Annotated in this window: 25 protein-coding genes; 22 read left to right on the top strand and 3 right to left on the bottom strand. The window is 26.5% G+C overall.

Going from position 1 to position 26,635, the window contains the following annotated elements; genetic code table 11:
* Together B0175_RS11230 and B0175_RS02330 are read left to right on the top strand one after the other, a co-directional pair.
* A partial coding sequence (locus tag B0175_RS11230; RefSeq protein ID WP_210004233.1) for a hypothetical protein occupies positions 1-376 on the top strand: 376 nt, incomplete at its 5' end.
* 41 nt (positions 377-417) lie between these two features.
* Positions 418-693: a hypothetical protein gene (locus B0175_RS02330; protein ID WP_108527107.1), complete on the top strand. Its 276-nt coding sequence runs from the start codon at positions 418-420 to the stop codon at positions 691-693.
* A gap of 83 nt (positions 694-776) precedes the next feature.
* On the opposite strand, the gene B0175_RS02325 is transcribed toward B0175_RS02330, so the two are convergent.
* Positions 777-1,214, bottom strand: coding sequence for a YchJ family protein (locus B0175_RS02325; protein ID WP_108527106.1), 438 nt, complete (start codon positions 1,212-1,214; stop codon positions 777-779).
* A gap of 199 nt (positions 1,215-1,413) precedes the next feature.
* Between B0175_RS02325 and B0175_RS02320 the strand changes: the two genes are divergently transcribed.
* Together B0175_RS02320 and B0175_RS02315 are read left to right on the top strand one after the other, a co-directional pair.
* Entirely contained in the window at positions 1,414-1,704 is a 291-nt protein-coding gene (locus B0175_RS02320; protein WP_108527105.1) for a hypothetical protein, read from the top strand.
* A complete protein-coding gene (locus B0175_RS02315; protein WP_108527104.1) occupies positions 1,691-4,393 on the top strand; it encodes an AAA domain-containing protein in 2,703 nt (900 codons plus the stop codon). Before B0175_RS02320 ends, B0175_RS02315 begins: the two co-directional genes overlap by 14 nt.
* 196 nt (positions 4,394-4,589) lie before the next feature.
* On the opposite strand, the gene B0175_RS02310 is transcribed toward B0175_RS02315, so the two are convergent.
* Complete coding sequence (locus tag B0175_RS02310) at positions 4,590-6,179, bottom strand: type II toxin-antitoxin system HipA family toxin (protein ID WP_108527103.1); 1,590 nt, start codon at positions 6,177-6,179, stop codon at positions 4,590-4,592.
* A 404-nt stretch (positions 6,180-6,583) separates the two neighbouring features.
* On the opposite strand from B0175_RS02310, the gene hpf reads away from it, so the two are divergent.
* From hpf to B0175_RS02220, 18 genes are all read left to right on the top strand, one after another.
* Positions 6,584-7,126 carry a ribosome hibernation-promoting factor, HPF/YfiA family gene (gene hpf / locus B0175_RS02305; RefSeq protein ID WP_108527102.1) on the top strand — a complete coding sequence of 181 codons (543 nt, stop codon included), beginning with the start codon at positions 6,584-6,586 and terminating at the stop codon, positions 7,124-7,126.
* An 84-nt stretch (positions 7,127-7,210) separates the two neighbouring features.
* Positions 7,211-8,668: a ribosome biogenesis GTPase Der gene (gene der / locus B0175_RS02300; protein WP_012012870.1), complete on the top strand. Its 1,458-nt coding sequence runs from the start codon at positions 7,211-7,213 to the stop codon at positions 8,666-8,668.
* Positions 8,669-8,694: 26 nt separating this feature from the next.
* Positions 8,695-10,269, top strand: a complete 1,575-nt coding sequence (locus B0175_RS02295; protein WP_108527101.1) for a SulP family inorganic anion transporter — start codon at positions 8,695-8,697, stop codon at positions 10,267-10,269.
* On the top strand, positions 10,266-10,895 hold the full coding sequence (locus B0175_RS02290) for a uroporphyrinogen-III synthase (protein ID WP_108527100.1): 630 nt from the start codon (positions 10,266-10,268) through the stop codon (positions 10,893-10,895). The genes B0175_RS02295 and B0175_RS02290 overlap by 4 nt, the downstream gene beginning before the upstream one ends.
* A gap of 239 nt (positions 10,896-11,134) precedes the next feature.
* Positions 11,135-12,397 carry a phosphoribosylamine--glycine ligase gene (gene purD, locus B0175_RS02285; protein WP_108527099.1) on the top strand — a complete coding sequence of 421 codons (1,263 nt, stop codon included), beginning with the start codon at positions 11,135-11,137 and terminating at the stop codon, positions 12,395-12,397.
* A 6-nt stretch (positions 12,398-12,403) separates the two neighbouring features.
* Positions 12,404-12,841, top strand: a complete 438-nt coding sequence (locus B0175_RS02280; protein WP_108527098.1) for an RDD family protein — start codon at positions 12,404-12,406, stop codon at positions 12,839-12,841.
* Positions 12,834-15,014, top strand: a complete 2,181-nt coding sequence (locus tag B0175_RS02275; protein ID WP_108527097.1) for an LPS-assembly protein LptD — start codon at positions 12,834-12,836, stop codon at positions 15,012-15,014. Before B0175_RS02280 ends, B0175_RS02275 begins: the two co-directional genes overlap by 8 nt.
* Complete coding sequence (locus B0175_RS02270) at positions 15,014-15,667, top strand: phosphoribosyltransferase (RefSeq protein ID WP_108527096.1); 654 nt, start codon at positions 15,014-15,016, stop codon at positions 15,665-15,667. The genes B0175_RS02275 and B0175_RS02270 overlap by 1 nt, the downstream gene beginning before the upstream one ends.
* Before the next feature lie 6 nt (positions 15,668-15,673).
* The gene (locus tag B0175_RS02265; RefSeq protein WP_108527095.1) at positions 15,674-17,848 is read left to right on the top strand and encodes a polyribonucleotide nucleotidyltransferase; all 2,175 of its coding nucleotides are present in this window, start codon (positions 15,674-15,676) and stop codon (positions 17,846-17,848) included.
* 140 nt (positions 17,849-17,988) lie between these two features.
* Positions 17,989-18,357 (top strand): response regulator, encoded by a 369-nt coding sequence (locus tag B0175_RS02260; protein WP_108527094.1) that lies wholly within the window; start codon positions 17,989-17,991, stop codon positions 18,355-18,357.
* A gap of 12 nt (positions 18,358-18,369) precedes the next feature.
* On the top strand, positions 18,370-20,430 hold the full coding sequence (locus tag B0175_RS02255) for a chemotaxis protein CheA (RefSeq protein ID WP_108527093.1): 2,061 nt from the start codon (positions 18,370-18,372) through the stop codon (positions 20,428-20,430).
* A 5-nt stretch (positions 20,431-20,435) separates the two neighbouring features.
* On the top strand, positions 20,436-21,278 hold the full coding sequence (locus B0175_RS02250) for a CheR family methyltransferase (RefSeq protein ID WP_108527092.1): 843 nt from the start codon (positions 20,436-20,438) through the stop codon (positions 21,276-21,278).
* Complete coding sequence (locus tag B0175_RS02245; protein ID WP_108527091.1) at positions 21,275-21,964, top strand: chemotaxis protein CheD; 690 nt, start codon at positions 21,275-21,277, stop codon at positions 21,962-21,964. The genes B0175_RS02250 and B0175_RS02245 overlap by 4 nt, the downstream gene beginning before the upstream one ends.
* A 30-nt stretch (positions 21,965-21,994) precedes the next feature.
* Complete coding sequence (locus B0175_RS02240) at positions 21,995-23,074, top strand: protein-glutamate methylesterase/protein-glutamine glutaminase (protein ID WP_108527090.1); 1,080 nt, start codon at positions 21,995-21,997, stop codon at positions 23,072-23,074.
* 1 nt (position 23,075) lies between these two features.
* Positions 23,076-23,669, top strand: a complete 594-nt coding sequence (locus B0175_RS02235) for a flavodoxin family protein (protein ID WP_108527089.1) — start codon at positions 23,076-23,078, stop codon at positions 23,667-23,669.
* A gap of 9 nt (positions 23,670-23,678) precedes the next feature.
* The gene (locus tag B0175_RS02230) at positions 23,679-24,833 is read left to right on the top strand and encodes an MFS transporter (RefSeq protein ID WP_108527088.1); all 1,155 of its coding nucleotides are present in this window, start codon (positions 23,679-23,681) and stop codon (positions 24,831-24,833) included.
* A 108-nt stretch (positions 24,834-24,941) separates the two neighbouring features.
* Entirely contained in the window at positions 24,942-25,994 is a 1,053-nt protein-coding gene (locus B0175_RS02225; RefSeq protein ID WP_108527087.1) for a tyrosine-type recombinase/integrase, read from the top strand.
* A gap of 1 nt (position 25,995) precedes the next feature.
* Complete coding sequence (locus B0175_RS02220; RefSeq protein WP_108527086.1) at positions 25,996-26,340, top strand: sirohydrochlorin chelatase; 345 nt, start codon at positions 25,996-25,998, stop codon at positions 26,338-26,340.
* Between the two features lie 5 nt (positions 26,341-26,345).
* On the opposite strand, the gene B0175_RS02215 is transcribed toward B0175_RS02220, so the two are convergent.
* On the bottom strand, positions 26,346-26,624 hold the full coding sequence (locus tag B0175_RS02215; protein ID WP_108527085.1) for a hypothetical protein: 279 nt from the start codon (positions 26,622-26,624) through the stop codon (positions 26,346-26,348).
* Positions 26,625-26,635 lie beyond the last annotated feature (11 nt).

The raw sequence follows: 26,635 nt of genomic DNA, 5'->3' as shown, positions 1-26,635 counted from the left end.
AAAAAATGTAAAAATAAGATATATTGAACCTACAAAGAAATTATTAGTTATAAAAGCTGAAGAATATATCAGTACATATGGTATGGGCTGTGAACCATCTACTATGATTGTATCATTAAAATTATACGATGTAGAAAATATATCTAAGAATTGGAGTAAAAATAATATAAAAGTTTATGCAGAAGATATAAAATCTTTAAATGATAAGATGTTAATTTATTCAAAGGAATTTAGATTAGATAGTAATTTTGATGTATTGAACTCAATGTTTATAAATAATAATAATTATGAATTTAATTTAAGTTCGAATAGAGATGTAAATAATTTTTTTAAAGAAGTTATAAAAGATTTAGAAAAAGTTATGAAATTTCCATAATAAGAGAAATTTAAAATCATTTAAAAAGGTAGGATAAGAAAATGAACGAATTTAGTTTATACATGTTTTTTTTAGGAGTATTTTTAATTTTGCTTCAAATATACGTAAAAATTGACATAGGTTTTGATGATAGATTTTGGGGTAAAAAATCTTCTAAAGAAGTGTTACAAGAGCGTTTAAAAATGAATGAAGAAGGTAAATTAAATTGGTTTTATCAATTTGACTTATATATCAGAATATTTGTAAGTAAGGCATTATTCTTAAAAATAGGTGTAATACTAATTTTTATTGGACTTATTTTAAACATAGCATTTTAGTTTAAGGATAACAAATGGCAACATCAGTATTAGAAACGATAGTAGTTACTTCAAAAGACAAAAATATAAGTATTGAAATTATTCTAATTTAATAATTTTTCATCTTTATCATAAAACTTTCCATCTACATAAAGCCAAATATCACCAAGTTTTTTAAATCTACTTTTTTCTATAAAAGATATATCACTGTTATTTTGAAATAGGGTTGCTTTAAATGTTACAAAAGCTTCAAATTCACTTTCTTCAAAGTTTAAAATCTCTAATTTCTCAAAATTTGTATTTTTAGAAAACATCTCTATTTCCTCTTTCCATACAGATATGTTCGTAGAAAAATCAGGATTATCTTTATGAGTAGTTTTTATAATATATTCACTTTGTTTAAAAGCATAAGCACTAAATCTTGATTTCATAAGTTCTAAAGCATTTGATGGTTTTTTTATATTGTCATGGAAAATTTTACAACATTTTTTGTATTTTTTTAAACTTCCACAGGGACAAAGAGAATTTACACTAATTTTCAATTTTTTCCTTTATATATACTTTGTAATTATCGGATTATAGCTATTTTAAGTTTATTGACATATGAATAATTTACAAAATTTATTGTGTATATTTAACCCCTTTATATGTAAATATAAATAAAAAATAATAAAATGTGACGGAAATGTGACTAGATTTTTATATAATAATTAAATAATAAATTAATAAAGAATTTTAAATATGAAACTATTGCATACATCTGATTGGCATCTTGGTCAAAATTTTATGGGGAAAAGTAGAGCTGATGAGCATGAAGCTTTTCTTTCTTGGCTTTTAGAAATTATAAAAGAAAAACATGTTGAAGTTTTAAATGTTCATGTAATTACAACTGGTGATGAAGATGAAAATGTAATTATTCGTATAAATAAAAATGATGATTTAATATCTATTGTTTGTGCTGTTCCATTTTTAAGAGATAGTGTTATTAGAGAACTTAAGAAAGATAAAGTAAAGTTATATGGATATAAATAAATATTTAATTCTAATTAATGATGAAGATAAAACAGAAGAGATTGAAAGTTTTGATGTTAATAAAAATAAAGTTGATGTAGTTTTTAAAAATAACAATACAAAATACCAATATAGTTTAGATAAAGTTAAGATAATTGAAAATCCTACAGAGGTAAATATAAATAGTTGTATTGTTTTTTCAAATGGGAAACAATTATTTAAGATATCTAAAATTCTTGATTTTAAAAGTCACTTGAAAGTTTTTTTTGAAGATGGCAGTTATAGATTGTATGATAAAAAGCATATTAAAATAGAAAAAAATTCTTTAAACAATAATAGAGTAAATAGTGTATTAGAGTATTTAAAAAATTTAGCAGAAAGATTAAATAATAGTGATGATAAAGAAGAAGTTGGATTTTTAGATAAACAATATAAAAAAATGACTTTCATAAGTGAAGATAGTGTTTTATCTAAATATTTAAGTTCTAGTAGTATTGATACTTTTGAAAATAAATCTACTATAATCTTTCCATTTGGATTCAACCTAAGCCAAGAAAAAGCTGTAAAAAATGCACTAACAAATCAAATAAGTATTATAGAAGGACCTCCAGGTACTGGTAAAACACAAACTATATTAAATATTTTATCAAATATTATAATGCAAGAAAAAACAGTTGCTATTGTGTCAAATAATAATGCAGCAACAAAAAATGTATATGATAAATTAAATAGTTACGATTTGTCTTTTATATCAGCTTTTTTGGGTAATAAAGATAATCAAGAAGAGTTTTTTAATAATCAAGACACTAGTTATCCTAACTTTGTAAATGAAAAAACTGAGGTTGATTTTAAAAAACTATATCAAGAAGTAAGCCTAGATAGTAAATCTATTAAAGAGATGTTATCTACTCAGAATGAATTAGCATTACAAAAACAACTATATGAAGAATTTAAAGTAGAAAAAAAACATTTTTTAGACTACTATGAAAAAAAAGATAAAAATATAGAATATTTTAAAAGTTTCAACAAGTACGATATTGATTCTATACTTTCTTTATTGGCAGAGTTTGAGAATATTCAACTTTTAAATAAAAAAATAACGCTTTTGTTTAAAATAAAGAATCTTATAAAATATAGACTCTTTTCTTTTTCAATTTATAAATACTCGATAAATTCAATAATTGAATATCTTCAAAGTTTATTTTATGAAAATAAAGAAATTGAAATAACTAAACAAATAAATACTTTTGAAAATAAGTTATCAAATTTTGATTTTGAAAATAAAATGAAGTTATATACCCAAAAGTCAATGTTTTTATTAAAAAGATTTATCGCAAATAAATATAAATATGGCACTACAAGAACAAGTTTTAATAGTGATGTTTTATGGAGAGACTTTAGAAGTTTCATTGAAGAATATCCTATTGTTTTAAGTACAACACATTCCTTAAGAAACTCTACTGGGAATAGTTATTTATATGATTATTTGATAATAGATGAATCTTCTCAAGTTGATCTGCTTTCAGGTTCTTTAGCTTTATCTTGTGCAAAAAATGTGGTTATTGTTGGTGACCTAAAACAACTACCTCATGTAATTACAAATGAAACAAAAGATTTAATTCAAATTGTTTACAACCAATACAAAGTTGATGAAGCATATCATTATGACAATAACTTGTTACTATCAATTACTAAAATTTTTAAAGACGTTCCCAAAACACTTTTAAAAGAGCACTATAGATGCAATCCAAAAATCATAGGTTTTTGTAATAAAAAATTTTATAATAACGAGCTAATAGTTCTAACAAAATTCAAAAATGAAAATGAATCACCTTTAGTTTTATTTAATACTGCAGAAGGAAATCATGCAAGAGGAAAATACAATCAACGTCAAATTGACGTAATTACTAACGAGATATTACCTAATTTAAATGATAGTAGCATAGGAATAATCTCTCCATTTAGAAAACAAGTAAATAAAATAAATGAAGAGTATAAAAATAATAAAGAAATAGAAGTTGATACTGTACATAAATATCAAGGTCGTGAAAAAAATATAATCATTTTAAGTACAGTAGTAAATGATGAAGATGAATTCGCTGATGATAAGAACTTGTTAAATGTTGCTATTTCAAGAGCTGTAGATAAACTTTATGTAGTAGTTTCAGATAGAGAAAAGAATCAAAATATGAAAGATTTAGTAGGATATATTAAGTATTATAATTGTGATATTGTAGAAAGTAAAATTTACTCAATATTTGATTTACTTTATAAAAGCTATTCTTCTCATCTAAATAAGTATCAACAAAAATATAAAAATGTATCTGAACATAAATCTGAAAATTTGATGAGCCTTATAATTGATGAAGTACTGAAAGAGGATAACTTTCTTCACTTAGATGTTGTATTACATAGACAATTACGTGTGATAATTAAAGATTTTAGTTTACTAAATGAAGAAGAAACTAAATTTGTAAATAATGAAAATACTCATATAGACTTTTTAATATATAGCAAAATTAATAAACAGATTGTATTGGCAATTGAAGTTGATGGTTATAAGTATCATGAGGATAGTCCAATTCAAAAAAAGCGTGATAAATTAAAAGATGAAATATTAGAGAAATATAATATTCCAATAATAAGATTTGCAACTAATGCTAGTCAAGAAAGTAAAAAATTAAAAGAATGTTTAAAAAAGCTTGTATAACTTATTTCTAGTTTTTAATAATACATCTTTTTGATAAAAATTAGTAGAATAAATGCTAATAAAAAATTATATATTAAAGTAGGATTTTAAATGGAAGATTTTCAAAATGAAGTAATAGGTTTTATAGTTGTTGCGTTAGTTGTAATTATGTTAGCTTATTATGAATCAAAAATTAGAAAAAAAGATTAAATTAGCCTTAGTCAATAATCCAACCATGTTCTTTCAAATGTTCAACTCTTATTTTGTGAAATTTACTTAATACCTCGTGAAACTCGATAGGCTCCTTTGATGCTTTCCAATATACACCTTCTCCTATTTTTGTTTTTTGTACTTTTTTATAAAATGGAATTGATCCTAAAGCTTTAATCTCTTCTATGTAACTTGGTAATTCAGTTTCATATAATTTTGCAATTGAGTGAGCTTCTTCTTTAAATGCTTTAAAATCTACGCCTAATCTTTCACACAATGGTTTAAAATCATTTGGCCTAATATTTGATTGTTTTCCATTTATAGTTAAATGAGAATCGTAACCTTTCGATGTATCATACAAACCCGTACAAGATACATCATATAAAGGTGCAAAAAAAACTAAATTTCTATCATATATTAATGATAAATTTTTTGTATGCATATCTTCATGCTGAATAATTATAGAATAAACATAATGTTTTAAAAGTTCCATTCTTTCACGAGGATTTATTAGTTCTTTTGCGATTCTTTCAAATAATCTTTCACTAGTTGTATCATATTTATTATCACTTCTTAATCCCATAAAAACGGCAAATGTAGATTTAGCATATCTATGTAATCCAAACCTATCAAACCTTTTTACAATATAGTGGTACTCTTCATCACTTGCATTTTTTACAATTGCACTAAATGGAACTCTAAAGCCTAATGTATTTTTAGCAAATGACATAAATAAATGCTCATTTAAAGATATATGAGGAAAATAATTTTCATTGTCTTTATTTGCCTTTGGTTTACTGTATGGTTTTAGTATATATGCATGTATAGAATCATCTAATACTATCTTTTTATTATCCATATCTATATTAACCAATTTTTTATACTGAAATCCAGATATCCCATGAGCTTTTTTTATCTCTAATTTTGAGATATCATAACCATCAGGAAATAATATTTCGTCTTCAATATCAACTACAAAATCTTTTAAAATATTAATTTTTGGATTAGTACCTAATATTTCACTTAAAGAGGATGAATAAGGACGATTAGAGCTTGTATTCTTTACTATTTCTCTTGTTTTTGTAAAAGACAAATCACCTATATTATCTTCTAGCATTGTTAATATTTTAAACTCATCAGCAGTTTTTGAAGTTGTTTCTAGTATTTCTCTATTAATCCCCTCTGGTATATTTTCTTCAAACACTGCAGGGATATTATTAAAATCAAATGGACTTATTTGTAAATCTAAACTAGGAATAGGCTTAGATTTATTTATCAAAAATTCATTATCATAATAAAATCTATATCTATCGTTTAATTTAAATAAAATACCTGCAATTTCATTATCTTTAAGCACATAAATAAATTCAAATCTTTTATAATTTGAGATAATATCATTAATTGCATACTCAGTTGTAGATGCGCTACCTTGAGTTATTACTCTATTACTCTCTACTAACTCTTTTAAATTAGCTTGCAATGTTCTTACACTAGGTTTATATTTATCTAATTTATTAATTAAAAACTTTAAGCTAACGAATTTATTTTCTATATGTAATTCTTCAAGAATAGCTATAAATATTGGTTTCATTCTCATTTTATTCCTTTAAGCTTATTACGAATGTATTTTATATTAATTTAAGATTATATATAAATTTTATAAAAAAATCAACTAAAATATTAATTTATTCTTAATAAGTTACGCAATATGCTTAAATTATTATCTGGAAATTTTGAGTATATTTAAAACTTGTTTTATAATAACTTGTATTCAAATTTTCAAAGAATTTTGTTCAAAATAAAAAAATTGGAGCGAATTTTGGAGCGAATTGATTTTTTAATCAATTTTTACTACAAAAAAATGCTTTGAAAAGTTAAAAATATTTAAAAAAATACAAGGTTTTTTCTCTAATTCTTCACTTCTTAATACCGATATTATAGGCTTATAGCTATTTTACCTTTTTTATGATAGAATAAATAAATTATTTAAAGGAGTATGTTATGAATACAAGCATTGTAGGAAGACACATAAATTTAACGGATGCGATAAAAGATTATGTTAATAGTTCAGTTGAAGTGTTTAAAAAATATAATTTAGATATTATTTCTGTTGCTTCTACTATTTCTGCAGATGAAAAACAAGGTAAAAAAGCATTTTCATTCGAATTTACTTTAAATATTGCAAATATTGATACTGTTGTTGTAAAACAGAAAGATAAAGATTTATATGCAGCAATCGATATTGCTGTTGATAGAGTATCAAAAGTTTTAAGAAGACATCATGATAAAATAGCTTCTCACAAAGCAACAAAACTTAGCGAAGTTGAAGTAAATGAAATTGAAGATAAAATTGCAAAAGAACTTGAAAAATTTGAAGATGAAATAATGCCAGTTAGACTTACTTCATATAAACCAATAGATATTGAAGAAGCACTTGAAGAGTTAAAAAATTCAACTGCTGCATTCAAAGTTTTCTATGATAAAGATAATAATATGAGAGTTTTATATAAAAGTTCAATTCCAGGTAAATTTGGGTTGTATTAAAAAGAGCTCTTATCAAAAAAAGGTATTAGCAAACGCGCTAATACCTTTTTTATTTTATAATGAAAAAATAGGATTAAAAAATAGATGGATAACACACTAAAAAAAATAGCATTGATTGGACAACCTAATGTAGGAAAATCTTCACTATTTAATAGAATTGCAAATAAAAGAATTGCTATTGTTTCGGATATGGCAGGTACTACTAGAGATATCAGAAAACACGAAATAGAGATTTTAGACAGAGTTGGACTTTTGGTTGATACAGGTGGTATTGACGATACAAATGATGCAATATTTTCAAATGTAAAAAGAAAAGCAATAGAAACTGCAAAAGAAGCGGATATTATACTTTTTATGGTTGATGGAAAAAATATACCTGATGATAAAGATAAAGAGTTATTTTATGAACTACAAAGATTAGGAAAAGAGTTAGCTTTAGTTGTAAATAAAATAGATAATGATAAAGAGTTAGAAAGACTTTGGGAATTTTTTGAATTTGGAATAGGAGATGAAAATCTTTTTGGAATTTCAGTTTCTCACAATCGTGGAACAAAACTATTATTTGAATGGATTTACAAACATCTTCCAGTAAACCTTGAAACAGTAGCAAGGGAAGAAGCAGAAGCATTAAAAAAACAAAGAGAAGAAAATTTTGAATTTGATGATGAAGAAGATTTTTCAAGTGAAGGTATAGAATCTCTTGAAGAAGAAACAGTTGAAATAGATGATAGCAAAATAAATGTTGCAATTATTGGAAGAGTAAATGTAGGAAAATCTTCAGTTTTAAATGCTATTGTAGGAGCAGAACGTTCAGTTGTTTCTCCAATTGCAGGAACTACAATTGATCCTGTTGATGAATCTTTTGAATATAAAGAAAAACAAATCACTTTTGTTGATACAGCAGGTTTAAGAAGAAGAGGAAGCATAGAAGGAATAGAAAAATATGCTCTAATGAGAACTAAAGAGATGCTTGAAAAAGCAAATATGGCATTAGTTGTACTTGATGCTTCAAGAGAATTAACTGATTTAGATGAAAAAATTGCTGGATTAGTTGATGAATATGGATTAGGAACAATTATTGTTTTAAATAAATGGGATGAAAATATGGACACATTCCAAAAAATAGAAGAAGAGATAAGAAGAAGATTTAGATTTTTATCTTATGCTCCTATTATTGCAGTTTCAGCAAAAACAGGAAGAAGTATAGAAAGATTAAAAGACAAAATCATAGAAATCTTTGATAACTATACACAAAGAATACCAACTTCACAATTAAATAAAGTTATTGAAGAAGCTGTTATTAGACACTCTCTTCCTAGTCCAAATGGTGCATATTTAAGGATATATTATACAACTCAATTTTCAACTAGACCTCCAAAAATTGCTCTTGTTATGAATAAACCAAATCTTTTACACTATTCATATAAACGATATTTAGTGAATTTTTTAAGAGAAAGATTCAATTTTGAAGGAACACCAATCCATGTTATAGCACGTGGAAAGAATGACAAAATGGGTGATGAAGAGTATTTAGAAAGATAATTAAAAAAAGTTCTGGAGAAAAATTCTTGGGTAAATTAAATATAATAAAAAATGATATTTTATCAGGGATTACTGTTGCTGTTGTAGCACTTCCTTTAGCTTTAGCATTTGGTGTTGTAAGTGGAGCAGGAGCAACAGCAGGACTTTATGGCGCAATAATATTAGGATTCTTTGCAGCACTCTTTGGAGGAGTTCCTGTTCAAGTATCAGGACCAACTGGACCTATGACAGTTGTTTTTGCAGCAATTTTAGCAGCTTTTCCAAATGATTTTTCATCAGCAATGATGGTTGTCTTTTTAGCTGGACTTTTACAAATCTTATTTGGAATAGTTGATTTAGGAAAGTGGGTAAAATATATTCCATATCCAATTATTTCTGGGTTTATGTGTGGAATAGGCGTAATTATTATGATTTTACAGATAAATCCATTTTTTGGAGTAGAATCAAATAGTTCAATAGTATACGTTCTTACTCATATTACTGAAACATTAAAAAATATAAATTATGATGCTTTACTAATTGGTAGTATTACTTTAATAATTATGTTTTTAACTCCAAAAAGAGTATCAAAAATCGTTCCTTCTGCTTTAATTGCTTTATTTGTTGTAACTATAATCTCTATTTATATGAATTTTAATGTTATGACGATTGGAGAAATTCCAAAAGCTTTACCTGAATTTAATTTTCCATTTTCATTTGATATTTTACATCTAAATATAATATTTACATATGCAATAACTTTGGCTCTTTTAGGTTCTATTGATACGCAACTAACATCTGTGTTAGTTGATTCAAGGATGAAAACAAAACATAATTCAAAAAAAGAGCTAATAGGTCAAGGTATAGGAAATACTATATGTTCATTTTTTGGAGCAGTTCCTGGTGCTGGTGCTACTATGAGAACTATTGTTAATATAAATAATGGTGGAACAACAAAATTATCAGGAATAGTTCATTCTATTACATTATTGCTAATCATACTTTTTTTTGCACCACTTGCTTCAAAAATTCCATTAGCTTTACTTGCTGGAATTTTAATAAAAGTTGGTATTGATATATTAGATTATAGATTTTTAAAAATTATTACAAAAGTTTCAAAAGAAGATTTAATTATTATGTTAGTTGTATTTTTCTTAACGGTATTTGTTGACCTAATAATGGCTGTTGGAGTAGGTATCACAATAGCATCAATACTTGCGCTTTATCAAATTTCTATGAAAACTCAAATGAAAATCATACCATCAAAAATATCATTTAATGAACATAATAAAATTTTTGATATAGAAATTATTAGAGTTAAAGGTTCTTTATTTTTTGGAACAGCAACAGCTTTAGATAATACTTTAGAAAAAATCAAAAATGATAAAAATATTATTATTGATTGTAAAAATATTCATTTATTAGACATTTCTGCTATTTTTAAACTTGAAGATATTATTGAAAAATTTAAAGAAAAAGAGTTAGAAATAGTTTTAGTTATGAGACATAGACATAAAAAAAGAATTTTATCGATTGATGATTCTGGTATTTTTAAAAATATTAAGATATATAAAAGTCTTGATGATGCTATAAATTATTTAAAAGAGATAAATTCTAAATGAAAAAAATATATTTATTAAATGAACAAAAACATGAAGGTATCGAAAATTTAGAAGTTTTTCAAATAAAGTATATAAAATCAGATATTGATTTAAAAAAATATGATGCTTTAGTTTTTACATCAAAAAATGGTGTAAAAGCTATAAACTCTTTTAATCAAGATTGGAAAAATATTCCTTCTTATGCGATAGCTCAAAAAACAGCAAATACTATAATAAAATTGGGTGGAGTTGTTGAATTTATAGGAAACTCTGGGCATGGAAATGATTTTGCTTATGAATTAAAAGATGTTTTAAAAGATAAAAAAGTGTTATATGTTAAGGCTTTAAAAACAGTTTCAAATTTGCCAAATATTTTAAAAGAAAATGGTGTTTTTTTAGATGAAATAATCGCTTATAAAACTTCTTGTAAAAAATCAAATATCATTTTAGAAGAAAATTCTATATTTATATTTACCTCTCCTTCAAGTGTTGAATGTTTTTTTAAACAATACTCTTGGAAAGATTCATATAAAGCTATTGTTATTGGAAAAACTACAGCTGAGTTTTTGCCTTCAAATATAAATTATGAAATTAGTTCTCAAACTTCAGTTGAAGAGTGTATAAAATTAGCTAAACAACTCTCTTAACTCTAATTTAATCATTTTTTAAATAAAATATCTGCGTCTAAGTGGTTCGAGATTTCCATTGTTGTGGGTCCGAATAATTAATTTTCGTAGACAATATGTAGTCAGATGGTGTGCAGCGATTCATTGCGTTCTCGCTCCTAAAATTTGCACTTGTCTGCAATTTGTGGCTTATGTGGGCCATTTAATGGTTAACGGCTACTTGGATAAATATTTTTTAATCTGTTTTACAAGGAATTATCGTGAATATATTAATACTAGGAAGTGGTGGTAGAGAATTCTCTATTGGATTATCTATATTCAAAGAAAATGCTCATAATCTATTTTTTATGCCAGGAAATGGTGCTACTGATAAATTAGGGAAAAATATAAATATAAAAGATTATAATGATTTAGCAATTTGGGCAAAAGATAATTCTATTGATTTAACTATTGTAGGACCAGAAGCTCCTTTAGTAGATGGTGTTGTTGATATATTTAAAAAACATAACTTAACAATTTTTGGACCAAGTGCAGCAGCTGCTAGACTTGAAGGTTCTAAAGTTTATATGAAAAATATATTAAAAAAATATAACATACCAACAGCAGCATTTATTGAAACTTCAGATAAAAAAGAAGCTTTTGATTTTATTGAGACTATGAATTTACCAATAGTTGTAAAAGCAGATGGTTTATGTGCAGGAAAAGGTGTAATTATTGCTCAATCAAAAGATGAAGCAAAAACAGCAGTTTCAGATATGCTTTCTGGTGCTTCATTTGGAGATGCTGGAACGAGTGTCGTTGTTGAAGAATACTTAGATGGATATGAATTATCAGTTTTTGCAATTTGTGATGGTGAAAATTATAAAGTTTTACCAGCAGCTCAAGATCATAAAAGAGTAGGGGATGGTGATACTGGACCAAATACTGGAGGAATGGGTGCTTATGCTCCAACTCCACTTGTAAATGACGATATTTACAAAAAAATTGAAGAAAGAGTGATAAAACCAACTTTAAAAGGAATGCAAAATGAAGGTGCACCTTTTGAAGGTGTGTTATTTATTGGAGTAATGGTTGTAAAAGGTGAACCAATTATTTTAGAATATAATGTTAGATTTGGTGATCCTGAGTGTGAAATTTTAATGCCACTTTTAGATACACCTGTTTCAGAACTATTTTATAAAGGTGCAACGAAACAGCTTGATAAACTGGACATTAAAATCAAAGATGAATTTGGTGTGGGTGTAGTAATTGCGAGTGAAAACTATCCTTATAGTTCTAGTAAACCTGTAGAGATAACTGTTGATGAAATTGAAAATGAACTTTTAAATAATTCCCATATCTCTTATGCAGGTGTTGAAAAAATAGATGGAAAATTAATTGCAACAGGTGGAAGAGTTCTTGTTTGTGTAGGTTTTGGAAAAACTATAAAAGAAGCAAGAGACAATGCATATAAATTAACTACTAAAGTTCATTTTTCTGGTAAAAAATGTCGTTCAGATATAGCTTATCAAGCTTTAAAGTAATAATTTATGGAAAATAATAGTTCTAATCTTCAGTTGGCTTCAATGCGTTCACGTGCATTTGCTTATATTATTGATGATTTAATTGTTACAATAATTGTTATGGCTATTTTTTGGGATAATATTATGTCTGTTAGTCATGATACAGATGCAATGATATATTTAATGCAAACAGAGTTAGTAATGCCTTTATTTGTTTTAAAAATTATTTATCAAACTTTTTTTGTTTGGTACTATGGAGCAACTATAGGAAAAATTGTTGCAAAAATTAGAGTAATTGATGCATATCATTGGGGTAGGGTATCTATATTTTCAGCTTTATTAAGAGCCGTTGGAAGAATTTTTTCAGAAATGTTCTTTTATATAGGTTTTTTAATAGGCTTTTTTAACGATGGGAGAAAAACATTCCATGATTTTACTGGTAAAACGTTGGTGGTAAATGCGTAAAATAATTACTTCTTTAATAATTACTTCTGCTTTATTACAAGCACAAGAACTAAATAATGAAAAATTTCAGCTAATTGCTAAAGATATTGACTCTAAAGATAAAGTAATAACAGCAGTTGGCGATGTTGTGATATATTCACCTACATATTATCTAAGTGCAGATAAAATTATTTTTGATCAAGATAATGAAACATTTGAACTTTTTGATAATGTTTTAATTATAAAAGACAACAATATTCAAACACAAAGTAATTATGCTTTTGTTGATTTAAAAAATGATGTTTCAAAACAATATCCTACTTTTTTATATGAAAATAGTAGTAATATCTGGATAAATACAAAAGAATCTAATAAAAATAAAGATTTAGTGGATCTTGAAAATTCGATTATTTCTTCTTGTGATTGTGAAGATCCTGTTTGGAGTATTAGAGCTTCTTCTATGGACTATGATACAGAAAAAATGTGGATAAATACATATAACTCAAGGTTATACGTAAAAAATGTACCAGTATTTTATACACCATATTTTGGATTTCCTACAGATACAACAAGAAGAACAGGATTATTAATTCCAACTTTAGGTTATTCTAGCAGTGAAGGTTTTAGATATTCTCAACCAATCTTTTTTGCTCCAGCAGATAATTATGATTTTGAATTAATTCCCCAAATTAGAACAAATAGAGGAGAAGGTGCTTATGGTATTTATAGATATGCAGATTCTCCTGATTCAATATTAAAAATCAAAGTTGGATATTTTAATGAAAAATCAACTTATATGGAAGAAGAAGGTTTAAATAACAGTGAAGATTACGGTGCTGATTTAGAATATTCAAGAAGAAACCTTTTTGCTACAGAAAAAGAACATCAAGATGGAGTTTATGTTTTAGCGAAATATTTAAATGATGTTGAATATAAAAATCTTGATGATACTTCTACTTATTCTATAAATACAGATAAAAAAATTGAATCAAAATTTAATTACTTTTATAATACTCCAGATTATTATGCAGGAACTTATGCTAGATATTATATAGATACATCAAGAGATGCTACTACAAAAGAGATGATTTCAAATAATGAAACTCTTCAAGAATTACCACAAGTTCATCTTCACTCTTATAATAAGGAATTATTAGATAGTTTAGTCTATTCTATGGATGCAAAATATATGAATTATACTAGACCAAGAGGTTTGACTGCAAATGTTTATGAATTTAATCTTCCTATTAGTTATACAAAATATTTTGCAGATGATTTTTTATATCTTACTTTAGAAAATAAAACTACTCTAAATAAATATGAATATGGTAACTACAAAGAAGGATTTAAATATCTAAATGGTACTAGTAGTTACAAATATGAAGATGGAACTTTAGTTCAAAATAGAAGTTCTATATTACTTGGAAGCGATTTAATTAAACCTTACAATGATTATTTACATACAATAAATTTAAGTGCTGAATATGTTATTCCTAAAAACTTAAAAGAAGATGGTGATTTGTATGGAATAACAGTTGAAAAACAAAATGATGAAGCTAGATATAATGAATTGAGTATTTTTCCTACTTTAAAAGATCAAAAATATGTAAATTTATCATTGAATCAATCTTTATATGATAAAGAAAATTTAAAACAATTTATAAATCATAAAATGACTCAAGCTATTCTATATGATGATATAGGTGATGCAAGACTTGAAGATTATGAAAACTACGTAAAAATAAATCATGATTACGGTTCAATTTCTGGAAGAATAATTTACAATATTGAAGATGGTCAAGTAGTAGAAGATAGTATTAATAATACACTTAAATTTGGTTATCTTTCTTTTGGAGCGGGGTATTACCAATCTAAAAAAACAGACAATATTTTTAATGATAGAGAAGATTTAGAGTCGTATAGATTTAATGTAGCTTATAAATTAGCAAAAGATTATTCTGTGAGATATTATGAAAATTATAATATAAAAGAAAAAACTAGAAATAGACAAGGAATAGGTTTAGCTATAGATGATAATTGTTGGAATTTAGATCTTTTAGTTGAAAAAGAAATATATCCTAGAAGTACAGGAGATTATGATGCTAAAGAACAAACAGTTCTTTATGCAATTTTAACTTTAAAACCAATAGGTGGAATTAGACAAAAATATGAATTGGAAGAGAACAGTAAATAATGAGTTCTGATAAAATATTTTTTAAGAATAGAGAAGTCGCAGCGTATAAACTGCTTGATATATTACCAATAGATAGTATGAGACTTGAAGATTGGACTGTAATAGCAAGTTCATATGGTGGTTTTGAAATTGCTAAAATTGTGGCATCGTCTTTAAATGGAAAATTTGATATTATGTTTTCAAGTAAAATATATGCTCCAAATAATGAAGATTGTGAAATAGCAGTAGTTACAGAACATGAAGAAGTTTTAATACATGATGAACTATTAAAGTCTTTTGATATTAGTTTAGATTATGTATATTCGAAGTCTAAATTAATCTTTGAAGAGTCTATTAAAAATAGAGTTAATAGATTCAGAAAAGGAAAACAAATAGAAGAATTAGAAAATAAAAACGTTTTAATTGTAGATGAAGGAATAAATACAGGGCTTACAATAATGGCTTGTATAAAAACTGCCATTAACTTAAAAGCAAAATCTATTTCAGTCGCAGTTCCAGTATTACCAGTATTAAGTATACCATCTATTGAAGCAATCGCTGATGATTTATATTTTATAAAAAAATTAGAACATTTTGTAGAAATAGATTTTTATTACGATAGTTTAGAAGAGTTGAGTTTTGAAGATATTGAAAAAATAAATAAAGAAGGATAAAAAATTATGTCAAAAGTTTGTGAATTTGAATTAAATGGAAAACAAGAGATTTTTGAATTTGAAAAAGTAGCAAAACAATCAAATGGTGCTGTTCTAGCAAAAATAGGGAATGCTGTTGTTTTAGCAACTGTTGTAAGTGAATTTGATAATCCTGTTAGTGAAGATTTCACACCTTTAACAGTTCAATATATTGAAAAAACTTATGCTGCAGCAAAATTACCAGGAGGATTTATAAAAAGAGAAGGGAAACCTAGTGATTTTGAAACATTAACATCAAGAGTGATAGATAGAAGTTTAAGACCACTTTTCCCTAAAGGTTATGTTTATCCTACAACAATTACAGTTATGGTTTTAAGTGCTGATAAAAATGTTGATTTACAAACTTTATCTTTAAATGCAGCAAATGCAGCTTTATATACTTCAAATTTACCAATTAAAAAATCAGTTTGTGGAGTTAGAGTTGGAAAAATCGAAAATACTCTTGTAATTAATCCAACAAATGAACAATTAGAAAATTCAACTTTAGATTTATATGTAGCTGGTTCTAAAGATGAATTATTGATGATAGAGATGAAAACTATCTCTTCAAGTGAACTTATAGAGATTGATATTGAAGCATTTACTAAAATTCATAATACAAATGAAATGAATGAAGAATCTTTAATAGAGGCAATATCTTTTGCACAAAATGCACTAAAAGAAGCAAATTTAACTTATGAGAAAGCTTTTGAAGAAGTTTCAAAAACTAAAGTTGAAGTTGAATTAATAAAATTTAGTGTAGAAGAAGAAATAATATCTTATGTAAGAGAAAATTTTTCAAATGATATTAAAGAAGCTATTAAAAAACTTGCAAAAAGTGAAAGAGCTACTGAGCTAAAAGAAGTTGCAAAAATGATTTCAAAAAATGATTATTGTACTTCAAATGAAATAGAATTTAATACTATTTATGAAGCAGTTAGTATTGTAAAAAGAGAAATTGTAAGAGCTATGATTGTAAATGAAAAAGTAAGAGCAGATGGAAGAGGACTTAAAAATGTAAGACCTATTTCAATTGAAACAAATATTTTACCATCAACTCATTCTTCTTGTCTTTTTACAAGAGGTGAGACACAAGCACTTGTTATTGGAACAATTGCTGGACCTAAAGATGGACAAATGTATGAAGTTTTAACAGACAAATCAACTTCAATGGAAAACTTTATGGTTCATTATAATTTTCCAGGATTTAGCGTTGGTGAAGCAAAACCAATGTTTGGAGTTGGAAGAAGAGAATTAGGACATGGAAATTTAGCTAAAAAAGCGCTTGAAGCAACTATTGATAAAGATTATAATGAAACTGTAAGATTAGTTTCTGAAATACTTGAATCAAATGGTTCTTCTTCTATGGCAACTGTTTGTGGTGGTTCTTTAGCATTAAAAGCAGCTGGAATTCCAATTTCTGATTTAGTTGCCGGTGTTGCAATGGGAATGGTTGTTGAAAATGATAAATATGCTATTTTAACTGATATTATGGGATTAGAAGATCATGATGGTGATATGGATTTTAAAGTAGCAGGAACATCTAAAGGAATTACAGCTTTACAAATGGATATAAAACTTGGAGGAATTGAATTATCAGTTTTAAAAGAGGCTTTACTTCAAGCAAAAGAAGGAAGAAGTCATATTTTATCTTTAATGGAAGATGCTGCAAAAGACATTGTTCCAAGTGAAGCTTTACCTTTAATCGAGCAATTTGCTATTGATCCAAGTAAAATAATGGTAGTTATAGGAAAAGCAGGAGCTACAATAAAAGAAATTATTGAAAAATTCACAGTATCTATTGATTTAGATAAAGATAGTGGAACAGTAAAAGTAAGTGGTGGAAATAAACAAAATATTCTTGATGCTTGTGAACATATTAAAACTATTTCAAATAATGCTCCTTCAAAAAAAGATGCTTCTAAAAATATAGATTTTGAAAAGTTATATTCTGTTGATGAAGTTGTACTTGGAAAAGTAGAAAGGCTAGCAGATTTTGGTGCATTTATTCTTTTACCAAAAGGTGGAGAAGGTCTTTTACATATTTCAAAAATCTCAAAAGATAGAGTAAATAATATTGCTGATGTTTTAAGTATTGGTCAAGAAATAGAAGTAAAAGTACTTAAAGTAAAAAAAGACAGAATAGAACTATCATCAAACTAATCCTAATTTTAGGATTAGTTTCTCCTCAAAAAAAACTCTTATATTCTTTTTTCAATAAATATTAATAATATAAAATTAATATTTTTTATGCTAGTATGTACTAAAATATTTTTATATGTAGAGATTTTGAAGGAATTTATATGGTTAAGCTTTTAATAGTAGATGATTCTACAATGTTAAGGGATATGCTGAATTACGCATTAAATGAAGGTGGTTATACTAACGTAACTGAAGCAGTTGATGGTGTCGATGGTTTAGCAAAAGCGAAAGCTACAGACTTTGATTTAATAATCACAGACGTAAATATGCCGAATATGGATGGATTAGCTCTTATTGGTGAGTTGAGAAAACTACCACAATATTCAAAAACACCTATTTTGGTTCTTACTACAGAAAGAAGTGATGAAATGAAAGCAAAAGGTAAAATGGCAGGAGCAACAGGATGGATTGTAAAACCTTTTGTTCCAGACCAATTATTAAAAGCAGTGAATATAGTTTTAAGCAGATAAAAAGGAGCTTTTATGTCGTTTGATATTTCTAAATATAGAGAGATGTTTCTAGAAGAAGCAGTTGAACTTTTTGAATCAGCAGATAATGTACTTTTAGAAGCTGAAAATAATGGTTCTTTAACAGATGATGAAATGGGTCAATTGTTCAGAGATGTACATACATTAAAAGGAAGTGGTGCTTCTGTAGAATTGGCTTTTTTTGCTGAATTTACACATGATGTTGAGAACTTAATGGACAAGTTAAGAAGTCATAAAATTGAGTTTGTTCCTGAAATGGCTGGAACTTTAATCGATGGGCTTGATGTTATGAAAGAGATATTGGATCTTGAAGTAGCAGATCAAATGACTAGAGAAAAATTTGTAGAGATGACAAGCTCTTTATTAGAAGATATTAGAGCTTATTCAAATGGTACTGCTGTACAAAAGGTAGAAACTCCAAAAATTGAAGAAAAGAAAAAAGAAATTCCATCAGTAAATTCTTCTGATAAAGAAAATTTTGGATTTTTTGATAATGGATTAAATGAACAAAGAGACAACAAAAACCAACCTTATGGAATTTTTGCTGATGATGACATAAATGAAGAACAAAAAAATTATGGCTTTTTTGATGATAATTTAGAAAAAAAATCAGATAATTTAAATGATGATGATTTTAAATTAGATAATAATAAAGAAGATTTTGGATTCTTTGATGATATGCCAAGTATATCTCCTGATTCAGTTATGAAAACAAATGATATTGAAGAGCAAAAAATAGAAATACCATCTACTATTCAAAAAGAAACAGAAATAGCTACAAAAAAACCAAAACCTACTACTAACAATACAGAAGATGAAGCTAAAAAAGTTGCTTCAAACAATAATAATAGTATTAGAGTAAATCTAGATAAAATTGATTTATTAATGAATAATGTAGGTGATTTAGTTATTACAAATGCTATGCTTACACAATTTTCTTCTACTATAGAAGAGACAAAAACTAGAGGTTCAGTTTTAGAAAGATTAGAATTATTGGAAAGACATATTAGAGATATGCAAGATTCTATCATGAGTATTAGAATGGTTCCTATGGATTCAATATATTCAAAATTCCCAAAAGTTGTAAGGGATATTTCTAAAAAACTTAACAAAAAAGTAGAATTCAAACATTATGGGGATAATGTTGAAATTGATAAAGCTATGATTGAAGGTTTAACAGATCCTTTAATGCACATTATTAGAAACTCTTTAGATCATGGTATTGAAATGCCAGAAGACAGGGTTGCTCTTGGAAAAACAGAAACAGGTTCTATTAGTATTTCAGCTGAGCAAGCGAATGGTCAAATGATTATTACTATACAAGATGATGGAAAAGGTATAGACTCAGAAAGAGTTGCACAAAAAGCTTTAGAAAAAGGTCAAATTGATGAAAATCAATATAATGCTATGACTAATAATGAAAAAGCTCTACTAATTTTTGGAGCAGGAATTTCAACTGCAGATAAAATCACTGATATTTCTGGACGTGGTGTAGGAATGGATGTTGTTAAAACAAATATTCATAAATTAGGTGGAGTTATTAATCTTGATACAGAAATAGGAAAAGGTACAACTATTACGATTATGTTACCACTAACTCTTGCAATATTAGATGGTTTAGATATTAGAGTTGCAAATCAAAAATACATTTTACCATTAAGTTCTATAGTAGAATCACTTCAACCAACTGCAGATATGATTAAAAAAATTGGTGATGGAACACAAGATTTATTAATGTTAAGAGAAGAATTTATACCTGTAGTGAAATTACATCAACTATTTGGTTTAGAAAAAAGCTTTGAAAAACTAGAAGATGGAATGTTAATTGTAGTTAAATCAGGAAATACAAAAGTGGCTTTATCTATAGATGAATTCTTAAATCAACATCAAGTTGTTGTTAAACCACTTGATAAAAACTTTAGAAGTGTTCAAGGAATAGGGGCTGCTACAGTTAAAGGTGATGGAAGTATTGGTCTTATTTTAGATGTTGTAGGAATCATTAATGCACAAATTAAAATAGAAAAAGATATGAATGCTATGAAAAAGGCTTCTTAAATAACATGTCAGAAAAAAATGAAGTTCATGAAAGGATAAAAAAACTTCTTTATTCTTTGACAGGAATTACTCTAACAGAGAATAAAGATATTATGATTTCTAATAGAATTGATAAATTAAAAAGAAATTGTAAATTTTATGGTGATATTGAAGATTTATTGACTTCTATTGAAAAAGGCAATAATGTAACAGAGTTTATTAACTCATTTACAACAAATAAAACTCATTTTTTTAGAGAAGATTTTCATTTTGTTGATTTAAAAAATAGAGTTCTTCCTGAATTTGCAAAAAATGGTCAAAAAATAAATATGTACTGTTCTGCTTCTTCAACAGGGGAAGAGCCATATTCTATGGCAATGACGGTTTTAAAGACAAGCGAAGATTTAGGAAAAACTATAAGTGCTTCAATTATAGCAACAGATATTGATACTAGTGTATTACAATATGCAGCAAATGGTATTTATAGATATTCAAAAGCTTCAAAAGAGTTTCCGGAATGGATAAAACCACAAAAATATTTTAAAAGAAGAGTTCAACAAAATCTTTCTGGAGAAGAAGTATTAATAAAAGTAAATGATGAGTTAAAAAGAATGATTAATTTTCATGTTATGAATTTAAATGACTCTTCATATCCATTCTCTAAAAATCAATTTGATGTAATTTTTTGTAGAAATGTTTTAATATATTTTTCAGTTGAAGATCAAAATACAATACTAAAAAAGTTATTTGCTCACTTAAAAATAGGTGGGACACTATATCTAGGGCATTCTGAAAATCCACAAGATTTAATAAAATATGTAAAAAGAATAGGGCAGAATATTTTTATAAAAGAGAAGGAAATCTTTTGATTATAATAGGACATAAAGATGGAAGTATTGAAAAGTCTTCTTCTGTTAGATTTACTGATAAAACTAAAGGATACAACACTTACACAGTAATTGGTGGAGAATTTGCTGTTGGAAATGATGATGATAATGTTGCCTTTAAGACACTTCTTGGTTCTTGTGTTGCCATTATGTTTTATGATAAAACAAAAAAAATAAAAGCTATGAATCATTTTTTATTGCCAAATACAAATGATAATAGAAATGATATGAAATATGGACTATATTCTGTTGAAGCAATGCTAAATGAAATGTATAAACTTGGATGTAGTAAAACAAATATGGTAGCAAAAATATCTGGTGGTGCTGATATTATGCAATTAGATTTGTCATCTTCTTCTAATAATACTATTGGGAAAAGAAATGTTGAATTTGCTAAAGATTTTTGTAAATCAGAAGGTTTTAAAATAGTTAGTGAACATACAAGAGGTGAAAATGGTAGATTAATCCTTTTAGCTGATGATTTTGAAACTTTTATTAAAGTTACTCAAAAATCTGAAACTAATAATAAAATTCTATCTACAGAAAAATCTTTACAACAAGAAATCAAAAGAGAACCAGTTATCAAAGAATATATTGGTGGTGTTGACTTGTTTGATAATAATAAACATAAAAAAGCTGAACCAGAGATGGAAATCGAGCTTTTCTAAAAAACTTTTAAAAAAGAAATAGGAAAGGGTATGTATACAGTTTTAGTTATAGATGATTCTGCTTCAATGAGAAGTATAATTAAAGATATGATAAATTCTATTGAAGACTTTGAAGTAATAGCAGTAGCAACAGATGCCTATGATGCTAGAGAAAAAATTAAAGAATATGAACCAGATTTAGTAACGATTGATATAAATATGCCTAAAATGGATGGTGTTACATTTTTAAGAAATTTAATGCGTCTTCATCCTATGCCAGCAGTTGTAATCTCTGGAGAAAGTGTTAGAGGAAATGATATTTTTGATGATGGAGCAGTAGGTTTTATTCCTAAACCAAACTCTGGTGAACCTATGTCAAACTTTGAAGCTAGAATAAAAGATACTTTATTGAATTTGACATTCCTTTTGAGTAGATATACTTTAAAAAAGTCTCCTGCTATAAAAAAACCTACAACTTATAAATCAACACATAATGTTGATTATAAAGTACATCCTGACGAAGTTATACCTCTTAGAGCAGCAAAATTTCCAGGAGCAAAAGTAATAGCAATTGGTTCATCAACAGGTGGAGTTGAATCACTATTAAGAGTTTTTAAAAAACTTCCTAGTGGATTACCCCCAATTGTTTTAACACAACATATTCCTTATGGTTTTTCGAACTCTTTGGCTCATAGATTAAATGATAATTCTGAAGTTGAAGTTTGTGAGGCAAAAGATGGAATGATTTTAGAAAAAGGTCACGCTTATTTAGCCCCAGGAAATATGCATTTAACTATTGAAAAATATGGAAATGATTTTAAAACAAAATTGCTTGATACAAAAAAAGTAAGCCAACATAAACCAAGCGTCGATGTTCTTTTTAGATCAGTTAATAATACAGTTGGTGGTGGAGCAATGGCTGTTATGATGACAGGTATGGGAGATGATGGAACAATAGCTATGAAAGAATTATTTGATAATGGTGCATATACAGTTGCTCAAAATGAAGCAAGTTGTGTAGTATTTGGTATGCCTATGAAAGCGATACAAGCAGGAGCTGTAAAAGATATAGTACATTTAGATGAAATTGCTGATTATATTATTAATTTCTCAAAAGGAAAACTCAAATAATATGTTTATTAAAATAATAGATTGTACAGAGAGTTATAATCAAGATATAGAAGGAATTGTAACTTTTTTTACAAATTATTTTAATGCTTTGAATGTAAAAAATGAAAGAATTAAATTTAAAGATTATAGGATAGTAACTTGTACGCAATGTAGATGTTGCACACAAATAAAAGGTGAAGAACCAGTAAAATGTGTTATAAAAGATGATATGAATCCTTTACTTGACAAAATAGAAGAGGGTGATGCTTATGTCATTTTAGAAGATAGAAATGATTTATTTAATAAAAATAAAGTTCATGAAAAAGTAGAAAGTAGGTTAATAGCATATAGATATTGGCCTTATGGACAAGCTGATTCGATATTAAGAAATCCTTTCTTGAAAAAAACATCTATTTTGATAAATTACAATACAACTAAATACTTTATGAATCATAGCTTTTATACAACTAAAATTTCGATGGAAGATGTTTCAGTTTCTATTGGAGCTCAAGTTTTAGATTGGCAAGTAATCATTCCTACAAATGATTTAATTAAAGATTATGCAAAAAGACTAAAAGAATTAGCGGATTTATTGATAAATTCATTAAAAAAGTAAAAAGATAAAGTGGAAAATAAAAATACAAAAGCTAAGATTTTAGGACTGGTTAGTTTCGGTCATTTTACAAATGATACTATGCAATCACTTATGATTGCAGTTTATCCTATGTTAAAAAACGATTTTTCTCTTACTTTTGCTCAAATTGGTTTAATTACATTAGTTTATCAACTTTCAGCATCGATTTTACAGCCATTAGTAGGGCTTTTTACAGATAGATATCATAAACCATATTCTATTGCTTTTTCTATGTTTTGTACTTTTATAGGATTAACTTCTTTAGCTTTTGCAACAAATTATTATCTTATATTAGTTTCAGCAATTTTAATTGGAATTGGTTCATCTATATTTCATCCAGAAGCTTCAAGAATCGCAAGAATGGCAGCTTTTGGTGAGAAATATGGATTAGCACAATCAGTTTTTCAAATAGGTGGAAATTTAGGAAGTGCTATTGGTCCATTAATAGCAGTTTGGCTGGTATTACCAAATGGTCAATCTAGTATTTTTTATATCTCAATTATTGCACTTTTATCTATTCCTATTTTGATTTATGTTGGTTCTTGGCATAAAAATTATCATGCAAGTATTAAAAATAAAACTATATTAATAAAACAAACTCTTTCTAAACAAAAAATAAGTTTTGCTTTGATGATTTTACTTATTTTAATGTTCTCTAAATTTTTATATATGTCAGGTATTAGCAACTATTTAATGTTTTATTTAATTCAACAATATAATATTAGTGATGAAATGGCGCAATATCATTTGTTCTATTTTTTATTTTCAGTAGCTTTAGGAACTATATTTGGAGGTCCTTTAGGTGATAAATTTGGTAGAAAAGCTATCATTTTCGCATCAATTTTTGGAATAGTGCCTTTTACATTAGCTTTACCTTATGTAGATATTTATCTTTCTACGATATTTTTATCAATAATAGGATTTATGTTAGCTTCTGCTTTTCCAGCTATTGTAGTTTATGCACAAGAACTTATTCCAGGAAAAGTAGGGACAATTTCAGGATTGTTCTTTGGAATAGCTTTTGGATTAGCTGGAATTGGTGCAGCAATTTTGGGATATTTTATAGATATATATGGAGTAGTTTTAATTTATAAAATCTGTTCATTTTTACCATTACTTGGTTTATTTGCTGTTTTGTTACCTTAAATATGAAAGTATCAATAGATATTGTATTTTATTTGAAAATTATAGTTTTCAATACTAATTAATATTTGTTTTGCTAGAATACTTCAAAATTAGTTAATTGGATAATACATGAGATATGAGTTAGATTTTAAAAACAATTTTAATGATACATTGCTTTTCTGGCTTGAAAGATTTATTCGTAATAAACTTACAACTCTTTCAAATAGACAAGTATTACAAAAAGAGAAATTAGCTTCAATAATTCAACAATTAGTAAAAGGAACAAAGTCTATTAATGAATTAGCTTTTATAGCAAAAGAAGCTAGAAATATAGGTTTAGCTGGAGTAAACACATATTTTAACCCCCTATTTAAACTATACAATTTCTTAATTAACTTAGGTCTTGCTTCTATGAAAGAGATAGATGAAGAGTTGTTAAGTGATTTTTTAGCTAGTGAAACTAGTTCATTATCAGATGCTTCTAAAAAAAATCATCGAATTGCCCTACTATCTTTCTTTTCTTATATAGATAAACAAAATCAAAATGAAGATGGAAGTTCATATCTATTTAAAATTGAACTAAAGAATTGGGGAGGTTTGAGTGGAAAAAGTGGAACTAAACTACCCTCTTTTATGAATAAAGATGAAATTGATAGATTTTTAAAAGCAATTGATGATTTTGAATTTACAGATAATACAGGTTTTAGAAATAGACTTATAATTAAAATTATCATTTATACTGGTATTAGGGTTAGTGAGATTTTAAATTTAAGAATAAAAGATATTTTCAAAGAAGAGAATGTTTATATGCTTCAAATAAAAGGGAAAGGAAATAAACCTAGAGTTGTTATGATAAAAAGTTCTATTATTGAAAAAGAGCTACAAAATTGGTTAGATATGAGAGTTTGCAATAGTGATTTATTAGTTTGCAACCAAAAAGGTGAAAGATTAACTCAAGCTTATATTAGCAGAGTTGTTGAAAATATTTTAATCAGTGCAGGAATAAGAAAAGAGAAAAATGGAGCTCATATGTTAAGGCACTCATTTGCAACACTTTTATACCAAAAACACCATGATTTGATACTTGTTCAAGAAGCTTTAGGACATGCTGATATTAATACAAGTAGAATTTATACTCACTTTGATAAAGAAAGACTCAAAAAAACTACGGAGATATTTTAAAATGGAAGCTTTAATAATTGTAGCACATGGTAGTAAAATAAAAAGTTCAAATGATGAAATCATAGAAATTTCAAACAAAATAAAAAACAAAAATGAAAATACATTTTATGCTTTTTTAGAATTAAGCGAACCATCATTCTACGATGTTTTAAAAGAACTTGTTGAAAAAGAATATAAAAAAATCAAAATATTCCCTTATTTCTTAGCTGCAGGAAAACATGTTTTAGTAGATATTCCAAATATTATAAAAGAATTTAAAACTAACCACAAAGATATAGAATTTATTGTTTTACCACATTTTGGTTTATGCAATGGTGTAGAGGATTTAATTCTTTCAAACTCTTAATTCTTTTACCAAAAAGATTGAGTCATCTCATCAATATCTGATTCTATTAGTTCTAAATACAAATTTTCACTATAGTCTAAATATAAAGTATAGTCTCCAGCTAAAAAGGATTTTTCAACATCTCTTTTATTAAAATAAATTGTATCACTATTATCTTCACAAAAGCTTGATAAATGATATTCTACAAGAGAAGGTGCCATATTATCAATAATTGTCTCTAAAGAAGAAAAATTATTAGCTCCAAAAAGGTTAAATACATAATTCTTATCAATAGACACAATCATATAATTCTCTT

Source organism: Arcobacter lacus, assembly GCF_003063295.1.
GTDB lineage: Bacteria > Campylobacterota > Campylobacteria > Campylobacterales > Arcobacteraceae > Aliarcobacter > Aliarcobacter lacus.
Note: the sequence above shows the minus strand (reverse complement) of the source record. Positions and strands in the feature narration are given on the sequence as shown.